The sequence below is a fragment of the Austwickia sp. genome, from assembly GCA_016699675.1.
Classification (GTDB): domain Bacteria; phylum Actinomycetota; class Actinomycetes; order Actinomycetales; family Dermatophilaceae; genus Austwickia.
The window spans coordinates 2328642-2349630 of record CP064985.1; the positions used below are offsets into that span (position 1 = coordinate 2328642).

20 protein-coding genes and 1 pseudogene are annotated in these 20989 nt (G+C 70.3%); 10 read left to right on the top strand and 11 right to left on the bottom strand.

Features of this window, described 5'->3' with window-relative positions; all coding sequences use genetic code 11:
- The 4 genes and pseudogenes from IPK37_10650 to IPK37_10665 form a co-directional block, all read right to left on the bottom strand.
- Positions 1-2028, bottom strand: a pseudogene (locus IPK37_10650) (oligopeptide transporter, OPT family).
- 148 nt (positions 2029-2176) lie between these two features.
- Entirely contained in the window at positions 2177-4588 is a 2412-nt protein-coding gene (locus IPK37_10655; protein QQR99504.1) for a molybdopterin-dependent oxidoreductase, read from the bottom strand.
- A gap of 4 nt (positions 4589-4592) precedes the next feature.
- Positions 4593-5642 carry a zinc-dependent alcohol dehydrogenase family protein gene (locus tag IPK37_10660; GenBank protein ID QQR99505.1) on the bottom strand — a complete coding sequence of 350 codons (1050 nt, stop codon included), beginning with the start codon at positions 5640-5642 and terminating at the stop codon, positions 4593-4595.
- A gap of 143 nt (positions 5643-5785) precedes the next feature.
- Positions 5786-5971 carry a hypothetical protein gene (locus IPK37_10665; protein ID QQR99506.1) on the bottom strand — a complete coding sequence of 62 codons (186 nt, stop codon included), beginning with the start codon at positions 5969-5971 and terminating at the stop codon, positions 5786-5788.
- Between the two features lie 257 nt (positions 5972-6228).
- Between IPK37_10665 and IPK37_10670 the strand changes: the two genes are divergently transcribed.
- The 5 genes from IPK37_10670 to IPK37_10690 are packed head-to-tail and all read left to right on the top strand — an operon-like array spanning position 6229 to position 10600.
- Positions 6229-6597 (top strand): hypothetical protein, encoded by a 369-nt coding sequence (locus tag IPK37_10670; GenBank protein ID QQS02811.1) that lies wholly within the window; start codon positions 6229-6231, stop codon positions 6595-6597.
- 10 nt (positions 6598-6607) lie between these two features.
- Positions 6608-7501 carry an LLM class flavin-dependent oxidoreductase gene (locus IPK37_10675; GenBank protein QQR99507.1) on the top strand — a complete coding sequence of 298 codons (894 nt, stop codon included), beginning with the start codon at positions 6608-6610 and terminating at the stop codon, positions 7499-7501.
- A gap of 4 nt (positions 7502-7505) precedes the next feature.
- Positions 7506-7808, top strand: coding sequence for a hypothetical protein (locus tag IPK37_10680; GenBank protein ID QQR99508.1), 303 nt, complete (start codon positions 7506-7508; stop codon positions 7806-7808).
- A 57-nt stretch (positions 7809-7865) separates the two neighbouring features.
- A complete protein-coding gene (locus IPK37_10685; protein QQR99509.1) occupies positions 7866-9470 on the top strand; it encodes an amidophosphoribosyltransferase in 1605 nt (534 codons plus the stop codon).
- Complete coding sequence (locus IPK37_10690; GenBank protein QQR99510.1) at positions 9467-10600, top strand: phosphoribosylformylglycinamidine cyclo-ligase; 1134 nt, start codon at positions 9467-9469, stop codon at positions 10598-10600. The genes IPK37_10685 and IPK37_10690 overlap by 4 nt, the downstream gene beginning before the upstream one ends.
- Before the next feature lie 121 nt (positions 10601-10721).
- On the opposite strand, the gene IPK37_10695 is transcribed toward IPK37_10690, so the two are convergent.
- The gene (locus IPK37_10695; protein QQS02812.1) at positions 10722-10919 is read right to left on the bottom strand and encodes a DUF3073 domain-containing protein; all 198 of its coding nucleotides are present in this window, start codon (positions 10917-10919) and stop codon (positions 10722-10724) included.
- A gap of 309 nt (positions 10920-11228) precedes the next feature.
- On the opposite strand from IPK37_10695, the gene IPK37_10700 reads away from it, so the two are divergent.
- Entirely contained in the window at positions 11229-11444 is a 216-nt protein-coding gene (locus tag IPK37_10700) for a helix-turn-helix domain-containing protein (protein QQS02813.1), read from the top strand.
- A 98-nt stretch (positions 11445-11542) separates the two neighbouring features.
- On the opposite strand, the gene csrA is transcribed toward IPK37_10700, so the two are convergent.
- From csrA to IPK37_10725, 5 genes are all read right to left on the bottom strand, one after another.
- Complete coding sequence (gene csrA / locus IPK37_10705) at positions 11543-11848, bottom strand: carbon storage regulator CsrA (protein QQR99511.1); 306 nt, start codon at positions 11846-11848, stop codon at positions 11543-11545.
- A 69-nt stretch (positions 11849-11917) separates the two neighbouring features.
- The gene (locus IPK37_10710) at positions 11918-12322 is read right to left on the bottom strand and encodes a flagellar assembly protein FliW (GenBank protein QQR99512.1); all 405 of its coding nucleotides are present in this window, start codon (positions 12320-12322) and stop codon (positions 11918-11920) included.
- A 75-nt stretch (positions 12323-12397) separates the two neighbouring features.
- Positions 12398-12913: a flagellar protein FlgN gene (locus tag IPK37_10715; GenBank protein QQR99513.1), complete on the bottom strand. Its 516-nt coding sequence runs from the start codon at positions 12911-12913 to the stop codon at positions 12398-12400.
- Between the two features lie 193 nt (positions 12914-13106).
- Positions 13107-14108 carry an IS3 family transposase gene (locus IPK37_10720; protein ID QQR99514.1) on the bottom strand — a complete coding sequence of 334 codons (1002 nt, stop codon included), beginning with the start codon at positions 14106-14108 and terminating at the stop codon, positions 13107-13109.
- On the bottom strand, positions 14105-14518 hold the full coding sequence (locus tag IPK37_10725; protein ID QQR99515.1) for a hypothetical protein: 414 nt from the start codon (positions 14516-14518) through the stop codon (positions 14105-14107). Before IPK37_10725 ends, IPK37_10720 begins: the two co-directional genes overlap by 4 nt.
- A 351-nt stretch (positions 14519-14869) precedes the next feature.
- Between IPK37_10725 and IPK37_10730 the strand changes: the two genes are divergently transcribed.
- Together IPK37_10730 and IPK37_10735 are read left to right on the top strand one after the other, a co-directional pair.
- Positions 14870-15697 (top strand): sigma-70 family RNA polymerase sigma factor, encoded by an 828-nt coding sequence (locus tag IPK37_10730; protein ID QQS02814.1) that lies wholly within the window; start codon positions 14870-14872, stop codon positions 15695-15697.
- Between the two features lie 908 nt (positions 15698-16605).
- Positions 16606-17457, top strand: coding sequence for a sigma-70 family RNA polymerase sigma factor (locus IPK37_10735; GenBank protein ID QQS02815.1), 852 nt, complete (start codon positions 16606-16608; stop codon positions 17455-17457).
- Between the two features lie 291 nt (positions 17458-17748).
- Here the strand turns inward: IPK37_10735 and IPK37_10740 are convergent, their stop codons facing one another.
- Complete coding sequence (locus IPK37_10740; GenBank protein ID QQR99516.1) at positions 17749-18324, bottom strand: Uma2 family endonuclease; 576 nt, start codon at positions 18322-18324, stop codon at positions 17749-17751.
- A gap of 275 nt (positions 18325-18599) precedes the next feature.
- Here IPK37_10740 and IPK37_10745 point away from each other — a divergent pair, with 275 nt between their 5' ends.
- Both IPK37_10745 and IPK37_10750 read left to right on the top strand, forming a co-directional pair.
- Complete coding sequence (locus IPK37_10745; GenBank protein ID QQS02816.1) at positions 18600-18863, top strand: type II toxin-antitoxin system Phd/YefM family antitoxin; 264 nt, start codon at positions 18600-18602, stop codon at positions 18861-18863.
- 650 nt (positions 18864-19513) lie between these two features.
- Positions 19514-20923 (top strand): hypothetical protein, encoded by a 1410-nt coding sequence (locus IPK37_10750; GenBank protein QQR99517.1) that lies wholly within the window; start codon positions 19514-19516, stop codon positions 20921-20923.
- Positions 20924-20989 lie beyond the last annotated feature (66 nt).

Consider the following 20989-nt stretch of genomic DNA (forward strand, 5'->3'; position numbering starts at 1 on the left):
TCAGCGAGGAGCCGCCGCAGCCCCGGAGTCGACGCTCTCGGCCGGGGCGTGCGCCGCGACCTTCTTCACCCACTGGTACAGGACCGCGACGATGGCCGCGAACAGCACCGCGCCGACAATCTCCGAGACCGACTCGAAGCTCTCCGGCAGGAGGGCCAGCGGGGCCTCCTTGTTCGTGAGGTAGACCAGGCCGGCGAACAGCACCCCGAACAGGCTCTCGCCGACGATGAGGCCGGTCGCGAGGAGTACGCCGAGGCGCTTGGCGGTCTCGGGGTTCTCCCGACGCTCGGCCCAGCGGTCGTACGCCAGACCCAGCAGCGCACCCACCGGGATCATGAGCGTGAGGTCGATCGGCAGGTACATGCCCATGCCCACGGCGAGGGGCGGCAGCGAGCGGCGTCCGCCGCTGCTGGCCTTCAGCGCCTCGTCCACCGCGACGACGACCGCGCCGATGGCGGCGCCCAGCCCGATGAGACCCCAGTCGAGGCCACCGCCGAGGACGCCCTTGGCCAGCGTGGAGATCAGCGAGGCCTGCGGCGCGGCCAGCGCGCCCTCGCCCGCCCCGGGAGCCCCGAGGAAGCCGAAGCTGTGGTTCATGACCTCCAGGATCGGAGGGATGATCGCCGACCCGAACGCCACCCCGATGATGAGGGCCACCTGCTGCTTCCACGGCGTGGCGCCGACGAGCTGGCCCGTCTTGAGGTCCTGCAGGTTGTCGTTCGAGATGGTGGCCACGCCGAAGACGACCGCCGTCGTGAACAGGGTGTAGGCCACCAGGGCCTCCGTCTGGCTGCCCGTGCCCGCGCCGTGCACGGCCTTGATGAGCAGCGCCGCGGTCACCGCGACGATGATGCCGACACCCGAGATCGGCGAGTTCGACGCGCCGATCAGCCCGGCCATGTAGCCGCAGACGGAGGCGACGAACAGGCCCACGACCAGGATGTAGAGGATCGAGGTGAGCACCAGCCCGGCCGCGCCGTCCTCGAGCGGCGTGCCCCGCGTGAACAGCCACAGCAGGGCTCCGATCGGCACCATCGACGCGAGCGTCACGCCGCCGACGAGCTTGATCGACAGGTCCCGCTCGGTCAGGGCGACGTCCTGCCCGGCGGCGCGGGCGTTGCTGGACGCCAGCGCGTCGCGGATGCCCTTGACGATGGGGCCGATGATCTTGAGCAGGGTCCACAGCGCCGCGACGCCCATGGCGCCCGCGCCGATCATTCGCACGTCACTGCGGAACACCGCAGTGACGCCCTTGAGCAGACTCACGTCCGCGGGCAGGTGCCCGCCGGTCTTCATCGGCAGGATGACGCCGTAGGAGATGAGGACGCCCACGATCATCGCGATGCCGACGGTGATCCCCACGAGGTGACCGACGCCGATGAGGGCCAGCGACAGGCTGGAGCCGACCATCGTGCCGCCCGAACCGACCTTGATCGCCTTGGTGATGCCCTCGGCGGCCAGCTTGATCTTGGTGAGCAGCACGAAGCCGAACGCCGCGAGCCCGGCCGTCACGATGACGCGCAGCCCGCGCTTGTTCTCCTGGGCCCCGGTCTGGGAGTCGCCCACCCGCAGCACCTCGGCGGCGGCGACGCCCTCGGGGTAGGGCAGGTCGGACCCGGTGACCAGGGCGCGGCGTAGCGGGATCGAGTACATGACGCCCAGCACCCCGCCGAGGAAGCACACGGCGGCCGTGGTCCAGTAGGGGAACCCCGACCAGTACCCGAGCATGATCAGCCCAGGCAGCACGAAGATGATCGCCGACAGCGTGCCCGCCGCGGAGGCGATGGTCTGCACGATGTTGTTCTCGACGATCGAGTGGTCACGGAAGAACCGCAGGATCGCCATCGAGATGACAGCGGCGGGGATCGAGGTCGCGAAGGTCAGGCCGACCTTGAGCCCCAGTTAGACGTTCGCGGCCGTGAAGACCAGCGTGATGATGCCGCCGATGATGACCCCACGAAACGTCAGTTCGCGGATCTCCCCGGCCGCGTGGGTGGCGGCGGGGGTCGGCGCTGCAGGTGCGCTCATCGCACCCTCCTTTCCGGCGGCGCGGTGGCGCCTGCCGACGGGTCACGATACCTACGGCCGCCGGAATGCCCGCGCCGTTTGGGGCGATTGGCGACTTTCGCGACCCGGCTCGGCAGCGTGGGTCGGGCGATTCGGTCGGCAGGTCGGGTCAGCAGGGCGGTTCGAAGGCTCGTACGTCGGGCGCGGGGCCCCACCGATCCTCGTCGTACCGCTCCACCTCCACCAGGGCGAGCTGACCCGTCGTCGCCTGGGCCATCGCGGACGTACGCCGGTCCGACGTCAGCACGTTGGGGTTGCCGTGCACGTCGAGCGCGCCCTTGGACAGCGGGTCGAGCGGCGCCCCGTCGAGCGGCACGGGCGGGGGGTCGGCGGGGTCGTACCAGGCCCCGGTCGCCAGCTGCACCACCCCGGCCCGCAGCCCGTCGTCGAGGACCGCCCCGGCGAGCAGGTGGCCGCGGTCGTTGAATACCCGCACGACGTCGCCGGCGGCGATGCCGCGGGCGGCTGCGTCCGCGGGGTGCAGCCGGATCGGTTCGCGGCCCGCGACCTTGCTGGCCTGGCTCGTCGCGCCGTGGTCGAGCTGGCTGTGCAGCCGCGTGCGGGGCTGGTTGGCGATCAGGTGCAGCGGGTAGCGATCCGCCGACGCCCATTCCTGCGGCGCGAACCACGTCGGCACGCCCGGGCAGTCCGGCAACCGCAGCGCGGCCACGGTCGGGGAGGCCAGCTCGATGCGGCCGCTGGGGGTGGGCAGGCGGTGGGTGGCCGGGTCCGCGCGCCACTGGCCGAGCAGCGGGCTGGGCGGCAGCGTGGGCAGCTCCAGGACGCCGCGGGCGCGGAACTCGTCGTACGTCGGGAGCCCGGCGTGCCACGCCGCCCCGTCGGGGCCCAGCGATCCGGGCGGCACGATCCGGCCCGCGATCAGGTCCTCGCGCCACTCGTCGTACAGGTGGCGCAGCCAGCCCTCGCTCGTGCGGCCCTCCGTGAACGCGGCGCCGAACCCCAGCCGGTCGGCCAGCGCGGCGAAGGTGTCGTAGTCGTCGCGGCTCTCGGCGTACCGCTTCGCCGCCGCGTGCATCGCGACCAGCACCGCCCCGTTGCGGCTGCCGGTGAGGTCGTCGCGCTCGACTGCCGTGGTCGACGGGATCACGATGTCGGCGTGCCGGGCCATGGAGGTCCAGTACGGGTCGTGCACCACGATCGTGTCCGGCCGGGCCATGGCCGCCCGCAGCTTGTTGAGGTCCTGCTGGTGGTGGAACGGGTTGCCGCCGGCCCAATAGACCAGCCGGATGTCGGGGAAGCTCACGTGGCCGCCGTCGTAGCCGATCTTCGCGCCCGGGTCGAGCAGCAGGTCGGCGATGGCGGCGACCGGCACGCGCGTCGCCACGCGGTTGCGGCCCTGCGGCAGGGTGGGCAGGCGGAACGGTACGGCGGGCAGGCCGGGGGAGTTCATCGAGCCGTACCCGAAGCCGAATCCCCCACCCGGCACACCGATCTGGCCCAGGAGCGCGCCGAGGGCGACGACGGCCCAGAGCGCCATCTCGCCGTACTGCTGGCGCTGCACCGACCAGGTCGCGGTGACGAGGGAGCGGTGCGTGGCGAGGTCGACGGCGAGGGCCTCGATGGTCGCGGCGGGCAGCTCGCACAGCGGCGCCGCCCAGGCGGCGTCCTTGGTTTGCCCGTCGCGCTCGCCGAGCAGGTAGGCGGCGAGGTCGGCGTAGCCCACCGTGTGGCTCTCGACGAAGTCGTGGTCGACCAGCCCGCGGGCGATGAGCGTGTGGCACAGCGCGAGGATCAGCGCCGTGTCCGAGCCGGGCCGCGCGGGCAGCCACTCGACCCCGGCGCCGGTGGGGAGGTCGTCGCGCAGCGGGGTGACGCCGACGAGCCGGCCGCCCCGAGCCAGGTAGGCCGCGAGCGACTGCCGCGTCGGGTGGTCCCCGGTCCCGCCGTGGTTGATGGCGGTGTTCTTGGCGGGCACGCCGCCGAGCGCCAGCCAGACCTCGGTGTGTTCGACGATCTCGGACCACGAGGTGGAGCGCTGGCTGGCGGTGACCTCCGCGCAGGCGACCCGCGGCAGGAAGACCTCCAGCGCACCGGTCGAGTAGGTGTTGACGCTGCGCGTGTACCCGCCCAGCCCGTTGAGGAACCGGTGCACCTGGCTCTGCGCGTGGTGGAACCGCCCCGCCGAGCCCCAGCCGTAGCTGCCGCCGAAGATCGCCTCGTTGCCGTACTCGTCGACAACGCGGCGCAGCTCGGCGGCCAGCCGATCGAGCACCTCGTCCCACCCGACGCGCACGTAGTCGCCGGGTCCGGTGCCGCCGGCGCGGCCCGTTCCGCGGTCGCCGCTCGGGCCGGGTCCGTTCGCCAACCAGCCACGCCGTACGGCGGGAGCGGGGACCCGGCTGCGATGGGTGACCGACCCGGGCAGGTTGCCGAGCAGCGGCGAGGGGTCTCGGTCGCCGTCCCACGGGGTGAGGGCGCCGATGTCGCGCCCGTCGGCGGTGGCCGTTGCGGCGTACGTCCCCCAGTGCGACGCCTGCTGGTACGCCTGGTACGCCGTCACCGGGTCAGCGGGTCAGGAGCATCGACTTGATGGCGCGGCGCTCGTCCATCGCGGCGTACCCCTCGGCCACCTCGGCCAGCGGCAGCGTGAGGTCGAAGACCAGCCCGGGCTCGATGACCCCGGCCAGCACGTCGTCGCGCAGCGTCGGGATGTACTGCCGGACCGGCGCCATTCCGCCCGCCAGCCCGATGTTCTTCCGGAACATCCGCTCCACCGGGGGCTCGACGCCGTGCGGCACGCCGACGAAACCCACCGTCGCGCCCGGCCGGGCGCACGCGAAGGCCTGGTCGATCGCGTCCTTGGTGCCGACGCACTCCAGAACCGTGTCGGCGCCGACACCGTTCGTGAGGTCGTGCACCCGGGCGGCGCCCTCGTCCCCGCGCTCCTCGACGACGTCCGTCGCGCCGAATCGCCGCGCCAGCGCCTGCCGGTCGGCGTGCCGCGACATGGCGATGATGCGCTCGGCGCCCATCCGGGCGGCCGACAGAATGCCGAGCAGCCCCACGGCCCCGTCGCCCACGACGGCGACCGTGTCGCCCTCGCGGACGTTCGCAGAGACCGCGGCGTGCCAACCGGTACCCATCACGTCGGCGAGCGTGAGCAGGCTCGGGACCATCGCGGCGTCGGGCTGGTCGCGCAGCGCGACGAGGGTGCCGTCGGCGAGCGGGATGCGGACGAACTCCGCCTGCGCCGCGCCGAAGGGGAGCCCGGCGCGGTCCTCCGACCCGAAGTACGCGACGTTGTCGCACGCCGACTGCATGCCGACCTGGCAGTGCGGGCAGGTGTTGTCGCTGATCGTGAAGGGGCTGATGACGAAGTCACCGGCGCGCAGGCTGCGCACGTCGGCGCCGACCTCCTCGACGACGCCGACCAGCTCGTGGCCGATGGCGCGGGGCTCGGGGACCTCGTTGATGCCCCGGTAGGGCCACAGGTCGGAGCCGCATACGCAGGCCGCGACGACGCGGACGATTGCGTCCGTCGGGGCCAGAATCGTGGGGTCGGCGACGTCGTCGAGGCGGATGTCGCGGGGGGCGTGCAGGATGGTCGCCTTCATGGCGTCATCCTGCCACCGCGCCGCCCGCGCCCCTCGGGCGGTGCCAAGGGTCAGGCGGTGCGGTGGCCGTGCTCAGGGGGCAGCGCTCAGGTCACGCTGGTAGTGCTCGGGGGCAGTGCTCAGTCAGACGGGAGTGACGGCGCTCAGGCGCACTTGCGGGCGAACGCCTCGGCCAACTCGTGGCGGGCGAACATCTCCAGGGCCTCGTCGTGCGAGAGGGGGTGCGACAACGAGCGCAGGTGCGTCGGGCCGTGGATCAGCCCGCGGGGTGTCGTGGGGGCGGCAGTGGACGCTCGCGGCGTCGTGGGGCCGGTCAGGATGGTGCTCATCGGGTTCTCCGGATGGTGAGGGGCTGCTCGCCGGTCGGCAAGGCCAGCCCGGTGATGTCGGGTTGGCGATCGACGGCGATCGGTGAGTCGGGTCATGGATACGATCGGCGCACAGGCCGCCAGGTTTCGGATTCGCCACGCAGTGGGGCGAAGATCACGTTCTCCTGGTGACCGCGCTCACACCCTCCGCGACGAGGGAAGATCCCGCTCGCAGCCAGTATCTCATGGGCGAGGAGGGGGGTGAGACCATGGGCGCCATGCCGCCGCGCCGACGTGTCGATCCCGCCGCCGGGGCCGCCGCGGTCCGCGCCTGGGCGGCGGATCCCGCGACCGCGGACCGTACGACGCGAGCCACCGCCGTCCGCTACACCCTGGAGGAGCTGGCCCAGAGGGCGCCAGGTCGGACCGTGGAGGTGCGGGTGCCCCCGTTCGGGGCCACGCAGTGCGTCGCGGGGCCGACGCACACCCGGGGCACGCCACCCAACGCGGTCGAGACCGACGCCGACACCTGGCTGGGCCTGGCCACCGGGCGGCTGACCTGGCCGGGGGTCGTGGCCGAGGGGCGGCTGCGGGCCAGTGGGCAGCGCGCGGACGTCTCGACGTACCTTCCGTTGCTCCCCGCGTAGGCTGCCGCCCATGCGCGTCGGCATCGTCATCCTGCCCGAACACCCGTGGTCGATCGCCGCCGGATTGTGGCGCCGCGCCGAGGAATTGGGCTTCGACCACGCGTGGACCTACGACCACATCGTGTGGGGCGGCCTGCAGGACTCGCCCTGGTACGGCACCACGCCCACCCTCGCCGCGGCCGCCACCGTCACCGAGCGCATCGGGCTGGGCACGTTCGTGTCGAGCCCGAACTACCGCCACCCCGTCCCGTTCATGCGCGACATCCTGGCGCTGGACGACATCTCGGGCGGGCGGTTCCTGCTGGGGGTGGGTTCCGGCGGCAACCTGGATTCGACGATCTGCGGCCAGGAGCCCCTGAGCCCGCGGGACAAGGTGGACCGCCTCGAGGAGTTCCTGGGACTGCTCGACGGCCTGCTCCTGCAGGATCACGTCACCGCGACCGGCCGCTGGTTCTCGGCGGCCGACGTGCGCACCCTGCCAGGCTGCGTGCAACGCCCCCGCGTCCCGTTCCTCGTCGCCGCGAACGGGCCCCGCGCGATGGCGGTCGCGGCGCGCCACGGCCAGGGCTGGGTCACCACGGGGGCGGGGGGCGAGACGCCGCAGGAGTGGTGGGAGGGGGTGGCGGCCTTGGTCCGGCGACTGGATGAGGTGCTGGAGCGCCACGGCCGGCGTCGCGGCGACGGCTTCGACACCTACCTCTCCCTCGACGCCGGGCCGCGCTTCTCGCTGGATTCGGTGGCCGCCTTCGAGGACGCGGTCGGGCTCGCGGCGGACCTGGGGTTCTCGGATGTGGTGACACATTGGCCGCGACCGGAGGGCCCGTACGCCGGGAGCCTGGCCACCCTGGAGCGCGTCGCGGCGGAGGTCCTGCCCCGGCTGCGGCCGCCCGCCCCAGTAGGCTGAGCCCGTGGCCGACGAGACCAGCACCCAGCCAGACCAGGCCGGCACCGGTGTGTTTCGCTACCGTGTGCGGCGCGCCCCCAACATCTGGGCGTTCCTGGTCACCGGTGCCGTCGTTGGCGCGCTCGTGGGGTTCAGCGTCGACTACTTCGGCCCCGATGGGTGCGCCAAGGCGGCCGGCGCGGGCTGCACCGCGCCGTACTCCCCGGGCGTCTCGCTGGCCTATTTCCTCGTCCTCGGCGCCATGGCGGGCGTCGCCGTCGCGGCGACGGTCGTGGTCGCCGTGGACAAGTTCCTGTCCTCCCGCTGAGCGGGCCAGATCAGCCGTCGGCCCAGGCGGCCCGACGCCGTGTGCGAGACTGGCCAGGTGCCAGGCGGTGACGGACAGCTGAGCCATGACCTCCTTCCCGGCGAGAAGGGTCCCCAGGACGCGTGCGGCGTGTTCGGGGTCTACGCCCCCGGTGAAGAGGTCGCCAAGCTCACCTACTACGGCCTCTACGCCCTGCAGCACCGCGGACAGGAGTCGGCCGGCATCGCGGCCAGCGATGGGCACCGCGTCCTCGTCTACAAGGACATGGGCCTGGTCAGCCAGGTCTTCGACGAGCGCGCCCTGAGCCCCCTGGTCGGCTATCTCGCCATCGGCCACGCCCGCTACTCGACCACCGGCGCCTCCACCTGGGAGAACGCGCAGCCGACGCTGTCGGACAGCGACCTCGGCACGATCGCCCTCGCCCACAACGGCAACCTCGTCAACTCCGCCGAACTGCGCGCCGAGCTCGAGGCCACCGAGCGCGGCGCCCACGGCCACGCCGAGATCGCGCGCGGCGCGACCTCGGACACGGCCATCGTCACGGCGCTCCTCGCCGACCATCCGGAGCCCAGCCTGGAAGACCGCGCCGCCGCGGTCCTGCCCAAGGTCAAGGGCGCCTTCTGCTTCGTGTGGATGGACGAGCAGTCGATCTACGCGGCGCGGGACCCGTATGGCTTCCGCCCCCTCGTGCTCGGCCGTCTCGACCGCGGCTGGGTGGTCGCCAGCGAGACGGCCGCCCTCGACATCGTGGGCGCGAGCTTCGTCCGCGAGGTGCAGCCCGGCGAGCTGGTGGTCATCGGTGCGGACGGCCTGCGCAGCCGCCGGTTCGCCGAGCCGAAGCCGAAGGGCTGCGTGTTCGAGTACGTCTACCTCGCCCGCCCCGACACCGCCATCCGCAACCGCGGCATCTACGCGGCCCGCGTCGAGATGGGTCGCACGCTCGCCCGCGAGCACCCGGTCGCCGCCGACATGGTCATGCCCACCCCGGAATCGGGCGTGCCGGCCGCGATCGGGTACGCCGAGGCCTCCGGCATCCCCTTCGGCCACGGCCTGGTGAAGAACTCCTACGTGGGCCGCACCTTCATCTCGCCCAGCCCGACCATCCGCCAGCTCGGCATCCGCCTCAAGCTCAACCCGCTGCGGGAGACCATCCACGGCAAGCGCCTCATCGTCGTGGACGACTCGATCGTGCGCGGCAACACCCAGCGCGCCCTCGTCCGGATGCTGCGCGAGGCTGGCGCGGTCGAGGTGCACGTGCGGATCTCCAGCCCGCCGGTGCGCTGGCCCTGCTTCTTCGGCATCGACTTCGCCTCCCGCGCGGAGCTCATCGCCAACGGCGTGGACATCGAGGGCATCTGTCGCAGCATCGGCGCCGACAGCCTGGGCTACATCAGCGAGGAGGGGATGGTGGCGGCCACCCGGCAGGACGCCTCGGAGCTGTGCCTGGCCTGCTTCACCGGTCAATACCCCGTGGACCTGGACGAGTCGCAGCTCGGCAAGACGGTGTTGGAGCCCGGCGGTAAGAGCGGTCGGACCGCCCCCCCTCCCGGCGTACCGTCGAACGCCCCCGACCCCGCCGGCCACGGCTTCCTGCCGGGCAACCCCGACGCGTCCGTGACGCGGCCCACCCGCCCCGCCGTACCCGCTGGAGGACGGCCATGACGCACCCCGCCCCCACCAGCGCCCCGATCACGTACGCCGCCGCCGGCGTCGACGTGGAGGCCGGCGACAAGGCCGTGGCGCTGATGAAGGAGTACGTCGCGCGGGCGCAGCGCCCCGAGGTCCTCGGCGGGCTGGGCGGCTTTGCCGGGCTATTCGACGCCAGTGCCCTCGCCGGCATGCGCCGCCCGGTCCTGGCCACCTCCACCGACGGCGTGGGCACCAAGGTCGCCATCGCCCGCGCCATGGACAAGCACGACACCATCGGCTTCGACCTGGTGGGCATGGTCGTCGACGACATCGTCGTCTGCGGCGCTGAGCCGCTCTTCCTCACCGACTACATCGCCTGCGGCAAGGTCGTCCCGGAGCGGATCGCGGCGATCGTCGCCGGGATCGCCGCCGCGTGCGCGGCCGCCGGCTGCGCCCTCGTGGGCGGCGAGACCGCAGAGCACCCGGGGCTGCTGGGGGAGGACGAGTACGACGTCGCGGGCGCCGTCACGGGCGTCGTCGAGTACGACGCGATCCTCGGCCCGCAGCGGGTCCGCGCCGGGGACGTGGTGCTCGGCATCGAGAGCTCGGGGCTGCACAGCAACGGGTTCTCGCTCGTCCGCCGGGTGGTCGCCGACGCGGGCTGGGACTACGGCCGGTACGTCGCGGAGTTCGGCCGCACCCTGGGGGAGGAGCTGCTCACCCCCACTCACGTCTATGCGGCCGAGCTGCTGTCGCTGATCCGGGCCGACGGCGTGGACGTCCATGCGCTCTCCCACGTCACTGGCGGCGGCCTGGCCGCGAACCTGGCCCGCGTCCTGCCTCAGGGGATGACCACGCGGGTCGACCGCGGCACGTGGACGCCGCCGGCGGTGTTCCAGGTCATCCAGGCCCTTGGGCGGGTGCCGCAGGCGGACCTGGAGCGCACGCTGAACCAGGGCGTGGGCTTCGTGGCGCTGGTCGCCCCGGACGGCGCCGACCGGGCGCTGGCGGAGCTCGACGCGTTGGGTCTCGGCGCGTGGGTGCTCGGCGAGGTGCTCGCCGACACGACGTACGAGCCGGACCCCGCGCACGAGGTGGTTCGCGGCGCGAAGGGCGTCGACGGCGGCGCGGTTCAGCTCGTCGGCGTCCACCCCACCGCTTGAGCGGCTTGCGCTGCCTCAGCCGTCGAAGTGGCGGTGTCGCCCTGAGCGGCGGCGCGGCACAGCGAAATCCGGGCTCGACTCGCGTCTGCCCGGATGGCGCTAGTGCTCTGTTGGCGGCGTCTTAACGACGCCCGCCGCCCCACGATTCGTATTCGTCATCGTCCGCGTCGTCCGCGTCGTCGTGAGGGTCGGTTTCGACATCCTTCGACTGAGCTCCGTGGAGCTCACGCTCAAGCGAGGTGAAGTCGGTGCTGGGGCTGTAGTACTTCAGCTCCCGAGCGACCTTCGTCTGCTTGGCCTTTGCCCGGCCGCGCCCCATGGCGTCGACCCCCTCACGCGTCTGCCGGAGGCGCATCGCGCCGGCCATCTGTCGCAGACGGTCGGCACGGAGCGGCTCCAGGGATTTTTTCTGTTCGTGGTGCCTACCGTACATGCTCCGGGCGAATCGCCGGAACCGCCGATGGTCCCGCCGGAGCCACAATCGCGATGTTTCAGGACAACCGCGCGGCGCTGGCCACGGTCTCCGAGAGCGCGCCGGTAGCGGCGTTCAGGCGGCGGTCGATTAGCATCGATCAAACCGACATGCGCTGAGCCCACACGCGTAGGAGGCCACCCCCACATGCCGACCATGGATCCCTCAGATGCGCGAGGGGAGTTGTTGACCCCCGCGGAGGTCGCGGCTCTGTTCCGCGTCGACCCCAAAACCGTCACTCGATGGGCGGTCTCGGGCAAGTTGACCTCCCTGCGCACCCTGGGTGGCCATCGTCGGTATCGCGCCGAGGAGGTCTATGCCCTCCTCGATGCCGCCGGCTGGCATGCCCCGGTCGGTCCGCGCGCCGAATAGCGAAACGCCAGGGCCGTACCGGCGAGCGGCCGGTACGGCCCTGGTGACGTTGCGTCCTGCGGCGACAGGAGTCGCCGTGGTCGCGGGAGGTGGGTGCCTCAGCCGCCCGCGCCGGGTGTGCCGGTCGGACCGGCGGCCGGAGCGGCGGGGTCGGCGTCCGTCGGGGCTGCGTGGTCCTTGCCCTTGAGGCGGTGCGACAGTGCCGCGGCGGCGCCCGGCGCGGCGGCCGCGGCCTCCGCGTTGGACTTCTTGAGGTCGAGGTAGACCTCTTCGCGGTGGATGTCGACCTCCGGCGGAGCGGTGATGCCGATCCGCACGGTGTCGCCGTTGACTTCCAGCACCGTCACGACGACGTCGTTGCCGATGAGCAGGGACTGCTGCGGTCTGCGGCTGAGCACGAGCACGGTGTGCTCCTTATCCTCGACGGTCGCCGCACCAGCCGTGTCCGACGGGCGGGAGGCTGAAATCCTTTGTCAGCCGAGGGGAATCGTCCCACGAAGCGGGTAGTCCTGGTCGGCCAGGACGACCTGTGTCGCGGTCTTGGTCGACTTGTTGACGACGATCGGCGCGAGCAGGTTCGCGACCGGCGGCTCGCCGTCGGTGCCGATGTTGACCACCAGCAGCATGAGGGCGTCGTCGACGGAGGAGATGCCCAGCCGCTCGGCGGTGGCGCCGTCGATGACGGGGTTGTAGTCCGGGAAGTAGGAGTCGGGCTCGATCACGACGAAACCAAATTCCTGGTCATCCGCGCTCAGCATCTCGTAGACGCCGGACTCGATCTCGGACAACGAGTACTCGGTGGACTCCGGGAACCCCACCATGCCGGTCGGCAGGTGCAGGTTGACGGAGGAGGTGGTGCGCTCGGCGGTCATGGTCATGGGGACTTTCTCCCTAGGGGTTGAGGCCCGGAACGCGTGCGCACCGGGGTTGAACTGCAGCGGTACGTCGACCTGTCAGCCGACGTGATCGATGAGGTGGTGCGCCCGGGAGTTCTCGCGGGCTCCTCGTGCCGTGTAGGTCGCGCCCTCGGCGGAGTGGTTGAACCGTTCCAGGGTGTCCTGGACGGCCCGATAGGAGATTTCGAGCATCTCGCCGTTGCTGCGGGACAGCAGGGACAGCTCATGGGTGGCGTGGGACAGTGCCACCCGGTGCTCCTCGAGGACGTGATTCCACGGTGACGGGGCGGCTTGCGCGATCTGGCTCAGCGGGGTGTCCGCGGGGAGCCCGAGCACGTCGCACACGGGCGCCGCATCGACGGCCCGCAGGAGTTCGGTCTCGCGCAGCGACTCGATGACGGACTCGATGTCGCTCGTTGAGCGGCCGAGCCAACGAGATCGGCCGGATTCAATCAGGACGCTCTGCACCTCAAGCTTGTAGAGCAGGTTCTCGAGCAGCTCCTGAATGCGCCAGAGGCCCGTTGACAGGTCCGATAGGGCCACCTGGGCACCGTCCGTTTTGGGGTCAGTCACACGGAACTCCTCTCCATCACGGGTGCTCAATCGACCCGGGGTGCGGTGAACTGAGGACCTTTGTCCCGCGAAGGAGTGCTGCTGGGATGCAAAAGGCTTCGCCTGCGGCTCCGAGTGAGGGCGCGAAGCGTATTGCGCGCGTAGGGAATCGGTGTCGGGGCGGAAGATGTCAAGCAGTCTGAGACACGTGTCGTTACGCGGTCTGTATGAGGGCCTCCGGTGAGGGTTGGTTGATCCAGGCGGCCTGGGGCAGTTTGGGTGCCTGGGGTCGGCGGTTGCCGAATCGGTGCGGGTGGGTGGCGTGGGCGGCGTCGAGGGTGGCCTGGCGCTGGGCGCGGATCTCGGCGGCGGTGCCGAAGTGGACCGACGCGGGGGTATGAAGTCCGATCCCGGAGTGTCGGTGCTCGTGGTTGTAGTAGGTGAAGAACGCCTCGCAGAACGTGCGGGCGTCGGCCAGAGAGCCGAACGCGTCGGGGAACACGGGGGCGTACTTCAAGGTCTTGAACGCCGACTCGCTGTAGGGGTTGTCGTTGCTGACCCGTGGTCGGGAGTGGGAGCGGTCCACGCCCAGGTCGAGCAGGAGCTGGGCGACGGGCTTGGAGGTCATCGAGGTGCCTCTGTCGGCGTGGACCGCGTCGGGGATGCCGTGCAGGCCGAATGCCTCCTCGAGCATGGTCTTGGCGATCTGCGAGTCCTCGCAGGCTTGGACGGTCCAGGCCACGACGTAGCGGGAGAAGATGTCGAGCACGACGTAGAGCTGGAACCAGATCCCACGGCCGGGGCCGCGGAGTTTGGTGATGTCCCACGACCAGACTTGCCCGGACTTGGTGGCCAGCAGTTCGGGCTTCTTCTTCGCCGGATGGACCGCCTGCCGGCGACGTTCCCCAGCTGCGTCGTTGCGGCGCAGGATCCGGTGCATCGTGGACATCGAGCACAGGTAGGTGCCCTCGTCCAGCAGCGTGGCCCAGGCCTGGGAGACGCTCTTGTCACAGAACCGTTCGCTGGTCAGCACGGCCAGCACCTGGGCCTGCTCGGCCAGCGTGAGGGCGTTGGGTGGCGTGGGCCGCTTGGGTGCCGGTCCGTGGGCCGGCGGCTTCTTCGCTCGGTAGTGGCTGCCGCGGGGCCGGCCCAGCAACGCACAGGCGTGCTTCACCCCGACCTGCTCGGCGAGCTCGTCGACGGCGGGGTTGATCACCGCGGCCGCTTCGGCAGGTTCGTGCTCTCGGAGAGCATCTCCAAGAGCGCGTGTGCTTTTCCCACGATCTCCAACGCCGCCTTCGTCCGGACCAGCTCGGCCTCGGCCCTCTCTGCCCGGGCTCGCAGCTGCTCGACCTCCCGGTCGCGGCGGTCCCGGGTCTTCGGGCACTTGGGTCCCAGCGCCGCGGTCGCACCGGCCTCGGCAGCCTTGCGCCACTCGGTGATGTGGGATGAGTACAGGTGCTCGCGGCGCAGGATCGCGCCCCGCTCACCCCGGTCCGCCGTGTCGTACTCATCCAGGATCCGCGCCTTGTACTCCGCGGTGAACATCCGACGCTTGGGCTGGTCAGCTCTCGGGGTCACCACCCCATCATCGAGGCGGGCGGCATCAGCCAACGTCATGGTCATCAGGTGTCTCGCTTCTCCGCCCCGTGCAGAGGGAAAGAACTCAGAAGGGGTGTCTCACCTCAGCCTGACGCACAGGGGGGGCGGCGGGCCGGTTTGACGGGGCCCTTGTGGCCCCGGTGTGACGCCCTTTCGGAGCCGTTCGGCAAGAGCCAAGTCGGACGTCCATGTTGCATCTAAACGAGCGTCCAACTAGGTATAGTAAGGGTAAAGAAATGGCCTCTGATCAGCTTGTTCTCATTAGGTGGTCCCTTTTGGACCGCCCCCAGGTGCCTTCTTAACGTGGGATTCGTGACCGCTTCCATCGATTCGAGCGCGCCCGTCGCCGGCTCGTCCCCGACTGTCGTCGACGAGTTGTGCCGGGCCCATCTTCCGTTGGTTCACTTCGAAGTTCGCGCGATTTCGGCGCGACTCCCGGGGCACGTCTATACGGACGATCTCGTGTCGGCCGGGATGGCGGCCCTGGTCCTCGCGGCGCGCAGTTTCGACCCGACCGTGGGAGTGCCGTTCGGCCGCTACGCCGTACGGCGTATTCGCGGCGCGCTCCTGGACGAGTTGCGCAGCGCGGACTGGGCCACGCGGTCGTTGCGCGCGAAGGTACGCCGTCGCGACGCCGTCCACGACGAGTTGGCCGCCCGGCTGGGCCGGCGGCCCACCGACGCGGAGACGGCCCAGGCGATGGGCGTGGACGTCACGGATCTGGAACGGCTCGAGGTCGACCTGCACTCCTCGGTGGTGCTGCGCCTCGACGTCATCACCGACACCGTCGGCGCCGATGCGGTGCTGCCCGCCACGCACGACACCCCCGAGGCGCAGCTGGTGGCGCGGGAGCGGCAGGCGTACCTGCGCGACGCCGTCGACACCCTGCCGGAGCGGTTGCGGGCTGTGATCCGCGGCTGCTTCTTCGACGACCGGCCGATGCGCGAGCTGGCCGACGATCTCGGGGTGACCGAGTCACGGATCAGCCAGATGCGCGCCGAGGCGCTGCGGATGCTCCGGGAGGGGCTGAACAGTCAGCTGGATCCGGGCACGTTCGCGGACCCGGCCAATGTCGGGGGAGCGGTGGCCCGGCGCAAGGCGGCGTACTACGCGCAGATCGCGGCCCGCTCGTCGTACCGGGATCGGCTCACCCCGCAGCCAGAGGACGGGCAGCCGGCCAACGGCGTCGGACGCTCGGCTTGAGCCGGCGTCCAGAAGCCCTCAACTCCGCGCCAGTCCTGCCGATGAGGGACTTGAGAACTCCATACACCTGAACGCGGACGCGCCGCTACGCGCGGCGCCGCCCGTGGGCCACCGGTCCCCGCCGGTGGTCGAGAGGGTCGACCGAGGTCCCCAGCCTCGACGACCCATCGACCGGCCCCCACCGGTCAATACGCCGGACCCCGTCTCTCCCCAGGGCGGACCGGCAGGCGCGCAGGCGGTCCCCACCGCTGAGGCGCCAGGGATGGTTCCCCAAGCCGTCCCATGTAGGACCGGAGTGGTCCCCAACCGCTCCGAGGTTCACGGAATGGGCGATTTCGCCCGGCCAGGCCCCCCGACTGGCTTACCGAGAGCCTCCTGGTGATGAGCGAGCGGATGCCCCATCACCAGGAGGCTCTCGTCGTGTGTCGGGGACTTGTTGCTCGGCCGCGCCCGGCTATTGACCATTCAAGCAATCCTTGCCCAAGGCAAAGTTTTGGTAAACCGACTTGGATGCCTGGTCTAGACGGACGATGTTCCAGGTGTCGGCGAGTCCAGAAGTGGTCACGCTCTTCCTCCCCGCCGGCTCCCTTCTCGTCGGCGTTCGCGCCCAACGCAGAGCCTCCCTTTACGATCGGACGACCGACCGGGAGTCGGGGCCGTTAGGCAAGAGGCTGGTAAAACTGGCTGGTCGGAGACCCCGGGAACGCCGGTTTTGAGGCGATACTTGTATCTAAGCAGATGTCCATAGAGGTATAGTTTTGGCAAAGAACGCGTCTGTGACCTGCAAGGTCTCAGAGTGCAGACAGGCTTTGAACCTTTCTTTACCTACTTCTTACCTTGAATTCGTGACCGCTTCTGTTGAGATCCCCGCCATCAACGACACGCCCTCGCCGGTCGATGTCGACGATCTGTGCCGCGAGCACCTGCCCCTCGTGCACTTCGAGGTTCGCGCGATTTCTTCGCGCCTTCCGGGCCACGTCTACACCGACGACCTGATCTCCGCCGGAATGGCCGCGCTGGCGATGGCCGCGCGCAGTTTCGACGCCTCGCTCGGCGTACCGTTCGGCCGTTATGCCGTCCGCCGTATTCGCGGCGCCTTGCTCGACGAGCTGCGCAGCGCGGACTGGGCGACCCGGTCCCTGCGGGCCAAGGTGCGCAAGCGCGACGCCGTGCACGACGAGCTCGCGGCGCAGTTGGGCCGTCGTCCGTCGGACACCGAGACCGCCGCCGCCATGGGCGTCGAGGTCTCCGAGCTGGAGCGGCTCGACGCCGACCTGCACTCCTCCGTAGTCCTGCGCCTCGACGTCATCACCGACACCGTCGGCGCCGACTCCGTCCTGCCCTCCACGGCCGACACCCCCGAGGCGGCGCTCGTCGCCCGCGAGCGGCAGGCCTACCTGCGCGACGCAATCGAGGTGCTCCCCGAGCGCCTGCAGGTCGTCATCCGCGGTTGCTTCTTCGAGGACCGCCCGATGCGCGAGCTGGCCGACGAGCTCGGCGTGACGGAGTCGCGGATATCCCAGATGCGCGCCGAGGCGCTCAAGATGCTGCGCGAGGGCATGAATGCCCAGCTCGACCCGGCGATGATCACGGAGCCGGCCAACGCCGGTGGCGCCGTGGCGCGGCGCAAGGCGGCGTACTACGCCCAGATCGCGGCCCGCTCGTCGTACAAGGACCGCCTCTCGATGCCGACCTCCACCGAGGCGCCCTCGCGGACCCGGGTGGACAACGGCGGCGACCGCTCCGCGCGGACGGCCTGATTGACTTCCGCTGCGCAGGCCGTACGGCGTGCGCGGCGGGCACCACGAGATCCTTATCCGCCTCAGCCCCCCGGCGGTCACAATCACCGGTAGTGCCGACAGGCCCCGCTTGCACCCGCAAGCGGGGCCTTCTTTGTGGTTGGGTCGGCGCGTCGGGTTTCTGTCTGAGGCAGGGGAGAGTTGCCAGCCGGTCGCCAGCATCGCGACGACGCGACCTCGTCAGCGCTGAGATCCAGATTTCACGATGCCAGGGGGTGCGTCACGTCCTGAGCTGCACCCTTGCTGCAGCTGTCACGCGAGCTCGGCGGCGGTGAGGGTGATCGTGTGGTCGCCGATGTGGAGGGTGGCGGTGCTGCCGTCGGTGTCGGGGTCGGCGTAGTTCGGCCCGTCGGGGGTGTCGATCAGGGTGTCGAGGAGCACGACGTACGGCGGGTTGCTGGTGACGTCGACGATGAGGTAGGCGGGGATGCCGGCGGCGGCGTACTCGGCTCGTTTGGCGATCCAGTCGGTCTCGGCGGAGCCCGGCGAGACGAACTCGACCACAAGCGCGACGTCGGTGGGGTTGTTCAGCCAGGCGTTGGGGTCGACGTCGGCGCGGATGACGGTGAGGTCGGGGACGCGGATGGTGGGCTGGTCGACGTCGCTCAGTCGGATGCTGGTGTTGGCGATAGTTTGCCAGTCAGGCTTGAGCCGGGGGTGCAGCAGGGCCAGGAGGGCGGCTCCAGACGACAGGTTTCGGTTGGCTTCGGTGGGGGTCATGATCGATCGGCCGCGGACCAGCTCGTACCGGCCGTCCTCGCGGTGGCTGAATTCGGCGTGCCAATCCTCGATCGTCCACTGCTGCAGCGCGGCGGTGACGATACTCATCGCGTCACTCCTTCCCATGCGCGGGATTATCCGCCGGTGGCCCGGCTTCGGGAAGCCTACGAGCAGGGTCGGCCGGCGGCGCCGGTCGTGAGTCGAGGCCTGTGGATCTCTCAGCGCGACGACGCGGGGTGTGGATGAGCCGCGCGAGACCTGTTTGACGCCGTGACGATGGACGGTCCTCCGGACATGCCGTTGAGTGCTACGAGTGCTACGAGAGCTACATACTCGGTCTGGAGCACGAGGCGAGCATTCGCTGCGAGGTCATGGAGGTTTCCGTGGAGTCCATTACCCATCGGGAGCTCCGTAAAAGGAGCAGCGCGGTGCTCGCGCGAGTGGCGGGCGGGGAGGCTCTGCTCGTCACGAATCGCGGCGTGCCCGTTGCGGTCCTGTCGCCTCCCGGGCGATCCGAACCCGATCGGCTCGATGAATCGGGACGGACGCGGCCGCCGCGCACATCGTCCGTTGACTTCACCGTGGTGACTCGGGCGGTCGGCGAGTCCTCGCGCAGCATTCTCGATGATCTGCGCGGCGACCGGTGATCCGGTACGTCGACACATCTGCGGCCCTGAAGCTCGTGGAGGAGGCCGAGTCGCCGGTCTTGGCAAGCGATCTGACCAGGTCCGCCGCGCGAGGCGACAGGCTGGTCGCGTCGTGGCCACTGCACGCCGAGATGCGCAGCGCCGCTCAGCGGCGGTCGGCCATCGATCCCGCAGACGTGCAGGCGGTGCTCGATGGGCTGACGGTCATCGATGTCGAGCGTGCCGACCTGGCGCGCGGCCAGCTCGATGTGGCGACTGTGCAGTGCCGACGCGATCCACCTGGCGACGGCCTTGCGGGTGGAGGCGGTCGAGCTCGTGACGTACGACTACGAGCTCGCCGAGGCTTCTCGCTGGATCGGTCTCCACGTCTGTGCGCCAGCGCCTCGACCGAGATGACAGCCCGCACATGGCCGAGGACGTCCAGTCCGGCGGAGGCGCGTGTTCGGCGCCCATCTTCGTGGATCTGCTCCTGCTGGCGGAGGGCAGCTGGGGTTCGGCAAAATCGAGTAAGTCCCGCTTACCGCACCGTTAGGTGTTCACGGTTCACTGCCGATGGGGGAGTGCGGTCTGGCTGACTCGGCTGCCGGGTCCAGGGACGGATTCGTGGAACGGCGGAGGAGCTTCGGGTGGGCGTCGTACTCAACACCAACATGTCGGCGCTGGCGGCGTACAACAACCTGAAGAAGACCCAAAGTCGGGTGGATAGCACGCTGGAGAAGCTGTCCTCTGGCCTGCGCATCCATCGCGCGGCTGACGACGCCGCGGGGCTGGCGATCTCAGAGAAGCTCCGCACCCAGGTCAACGGCCTGAATCAGGCGCAGCGGAACATCCAGGACGGCGTATCCGTCATGCAGACCGGCGATGGCGGGCTCACCGAGACGCACGCGCTGCTCCAACGCATGCGCACGCTGGCCGTGCAGGCCGCGAACGGCACCAATAGCGCGGAGAACCTCCGCCAGATTCAGGCCGAGATGAATCAGCTCACCGCCGAGATCGATCACGTCGCCGACGGTGTTCAGTTCAACGGCATGACACTTCTGAACGGCAGCTTCCACGACAAGCAATTGCAGATCGGCGCCAACGCCGGCGACACCATGCAGGTCGACATCTACAGCCAGCGGATTCCGGCGACTCCGCTGGTCCCAGCGGTTCCTGCGGTTCCGCCGTTGCCCGCCGCGACGGCTCTGTGGGACGTCGATAAGGGTCTCCCAGCCGCCGGCTCCACGGTTTCCATTCAGCAGACGGTGGCGGGCGTCAAGAAATCGGTCGCCGTCGTCATGCCGACTCCGGGGCCGACGTCGGTCACGGAGCTCGTCGCCGTGCTTCAGCAGGATGCCGGATTCGCCGCCAATTTCACGGCCCGGACGTCGTCGTACAGCATCGAAGGCCCCCAGTACTTCAACGACGTGAACCTCATCGTGGAGTCCCAAACGCCCGGCTACGGACAGGTCAGCCTCACTGGTGTGGGTTCGTCGTGGGAGCAAGTTGACCCCGGGTACGCCGGTCGCCCCGAGATCCCTGAGATCCCGGCGAAGCCCGAGCGGTTCCTCGGCTACCACGCGTCCGAGATCCTCGTCGGCATGGTGGACCTCACCAAGGAGGGGGGCAGCACCACCACGCCCGGATATTCCTACACGACGGGCGGCACGTCGTACGAGACGGGAGGGCAGAGTACGGGCTTCGGCACCGGTTCGTACATCCCGAAGACGACGGTGACCATCCCGAAGCAGACGGTGACCGTTCCGCCCACGACGACGTCGTGGCCGTCGGGGGCCAGCGAGGCCCTCGGCATGATCGACCGGGCCATCGACATCGTCAGCCGGGGTCGCGCGGACATCGGGGCCTACCAGAACCGGCTGGAACACGCCGCCAGGTCGGCCAGCGTCGGTGAGGAGAACATGGCCGCGTCTGAGAGCCGCATCCGCGACGCGGATATGGCGCTGGAGATGTCGAAGCTGACGAGGGATCAGATCCTCGCCCAGGCCGGCGTCTCCATGCTGGCCCAGGCCAATCAGCTGCCGCAGCACGTCCTCAAGCTCCTGCCCAACGGCAACGCTTAGCCCGGATGTTGCATGGGGGCTTGCTGGTGGGGGCCGGGCCGTCGTTGACGCCTCGGTGGGGCTGAT

Coding starts and splice junctions, on each gene's coding strand:
- IPK37_10660 (QQR99505.1), bottom strand. CDS start 5,642: ATGAAGGCGACCATCCTGCACGCCCCCCGCGACATCCGCCTCGACGAC.
- IPK37_10665 (QQR99506.1), bottom strand. CDS start 5,971: ATGAGCACCATCCTGACCGGCCCCACGACGCCGCGAGCGTCCACTGCC.
- IPK37_10670 (QQS02811.1), top strand. CDS start 6,229: ATGCCGCCGCGCCGACGTGTCGATCCCGCCGCCGGGGCCGCCGCGGTC.
- IPK37_10675 (QQR99507.1), top strand. CDS start 6,608: ATGCGCGTCGGCATCGTCATCCTGCCCGAACACCCGTGGTCGATCGCC.
- IPK37_10690 (QQR99510.1), top strand. CDS start 9,467: ATGACGCACCCCGCCCCCACCAGCGCCCCGATCACGTACGCCGCCGCC.
- IPK37_10695 (QQS02812.1), bottom strand. CDS start 10,919: ATGGGGCGCGGCCGGGCAAAGGCCAAGCAGACGAAGGTCGCTCGGGAG.
- IPK37_10700 (QQS02813.1), top strand. CDS start 11,229: ATGGATCCCTCAGATGCGCGAGGGGAGTTGTTGACCCCCGCGGAGGTC.
- IPK37_10710 (QQR99512.1), bottom strand. CDS start 12,322: ATGACCATGACCGCCGAGCGCACCACCTCCTCCGTCAACCTGCACCTG.
- IPK37_10725 (QQR99515.1), bottom strand. CDS start 14,518: ATGACCATGACGTTGGCTGATGCCGCCCGCCTCGATGATGGGGTGGTG.
- IPK37_10740 (QQR99516.1), bottom strand. CDS start 18,324: ATGAGTATCGTCACCGCCGCGCTGCAGCAGTGGACGATCGAGGATTGG.
- IPK37_10750 (QQR99517.1), top strand. CDS start 19,514: ATGTCGGCGCTGGCGGCGTACAACAACCTGAAGAAGACCCAAAGTCGG.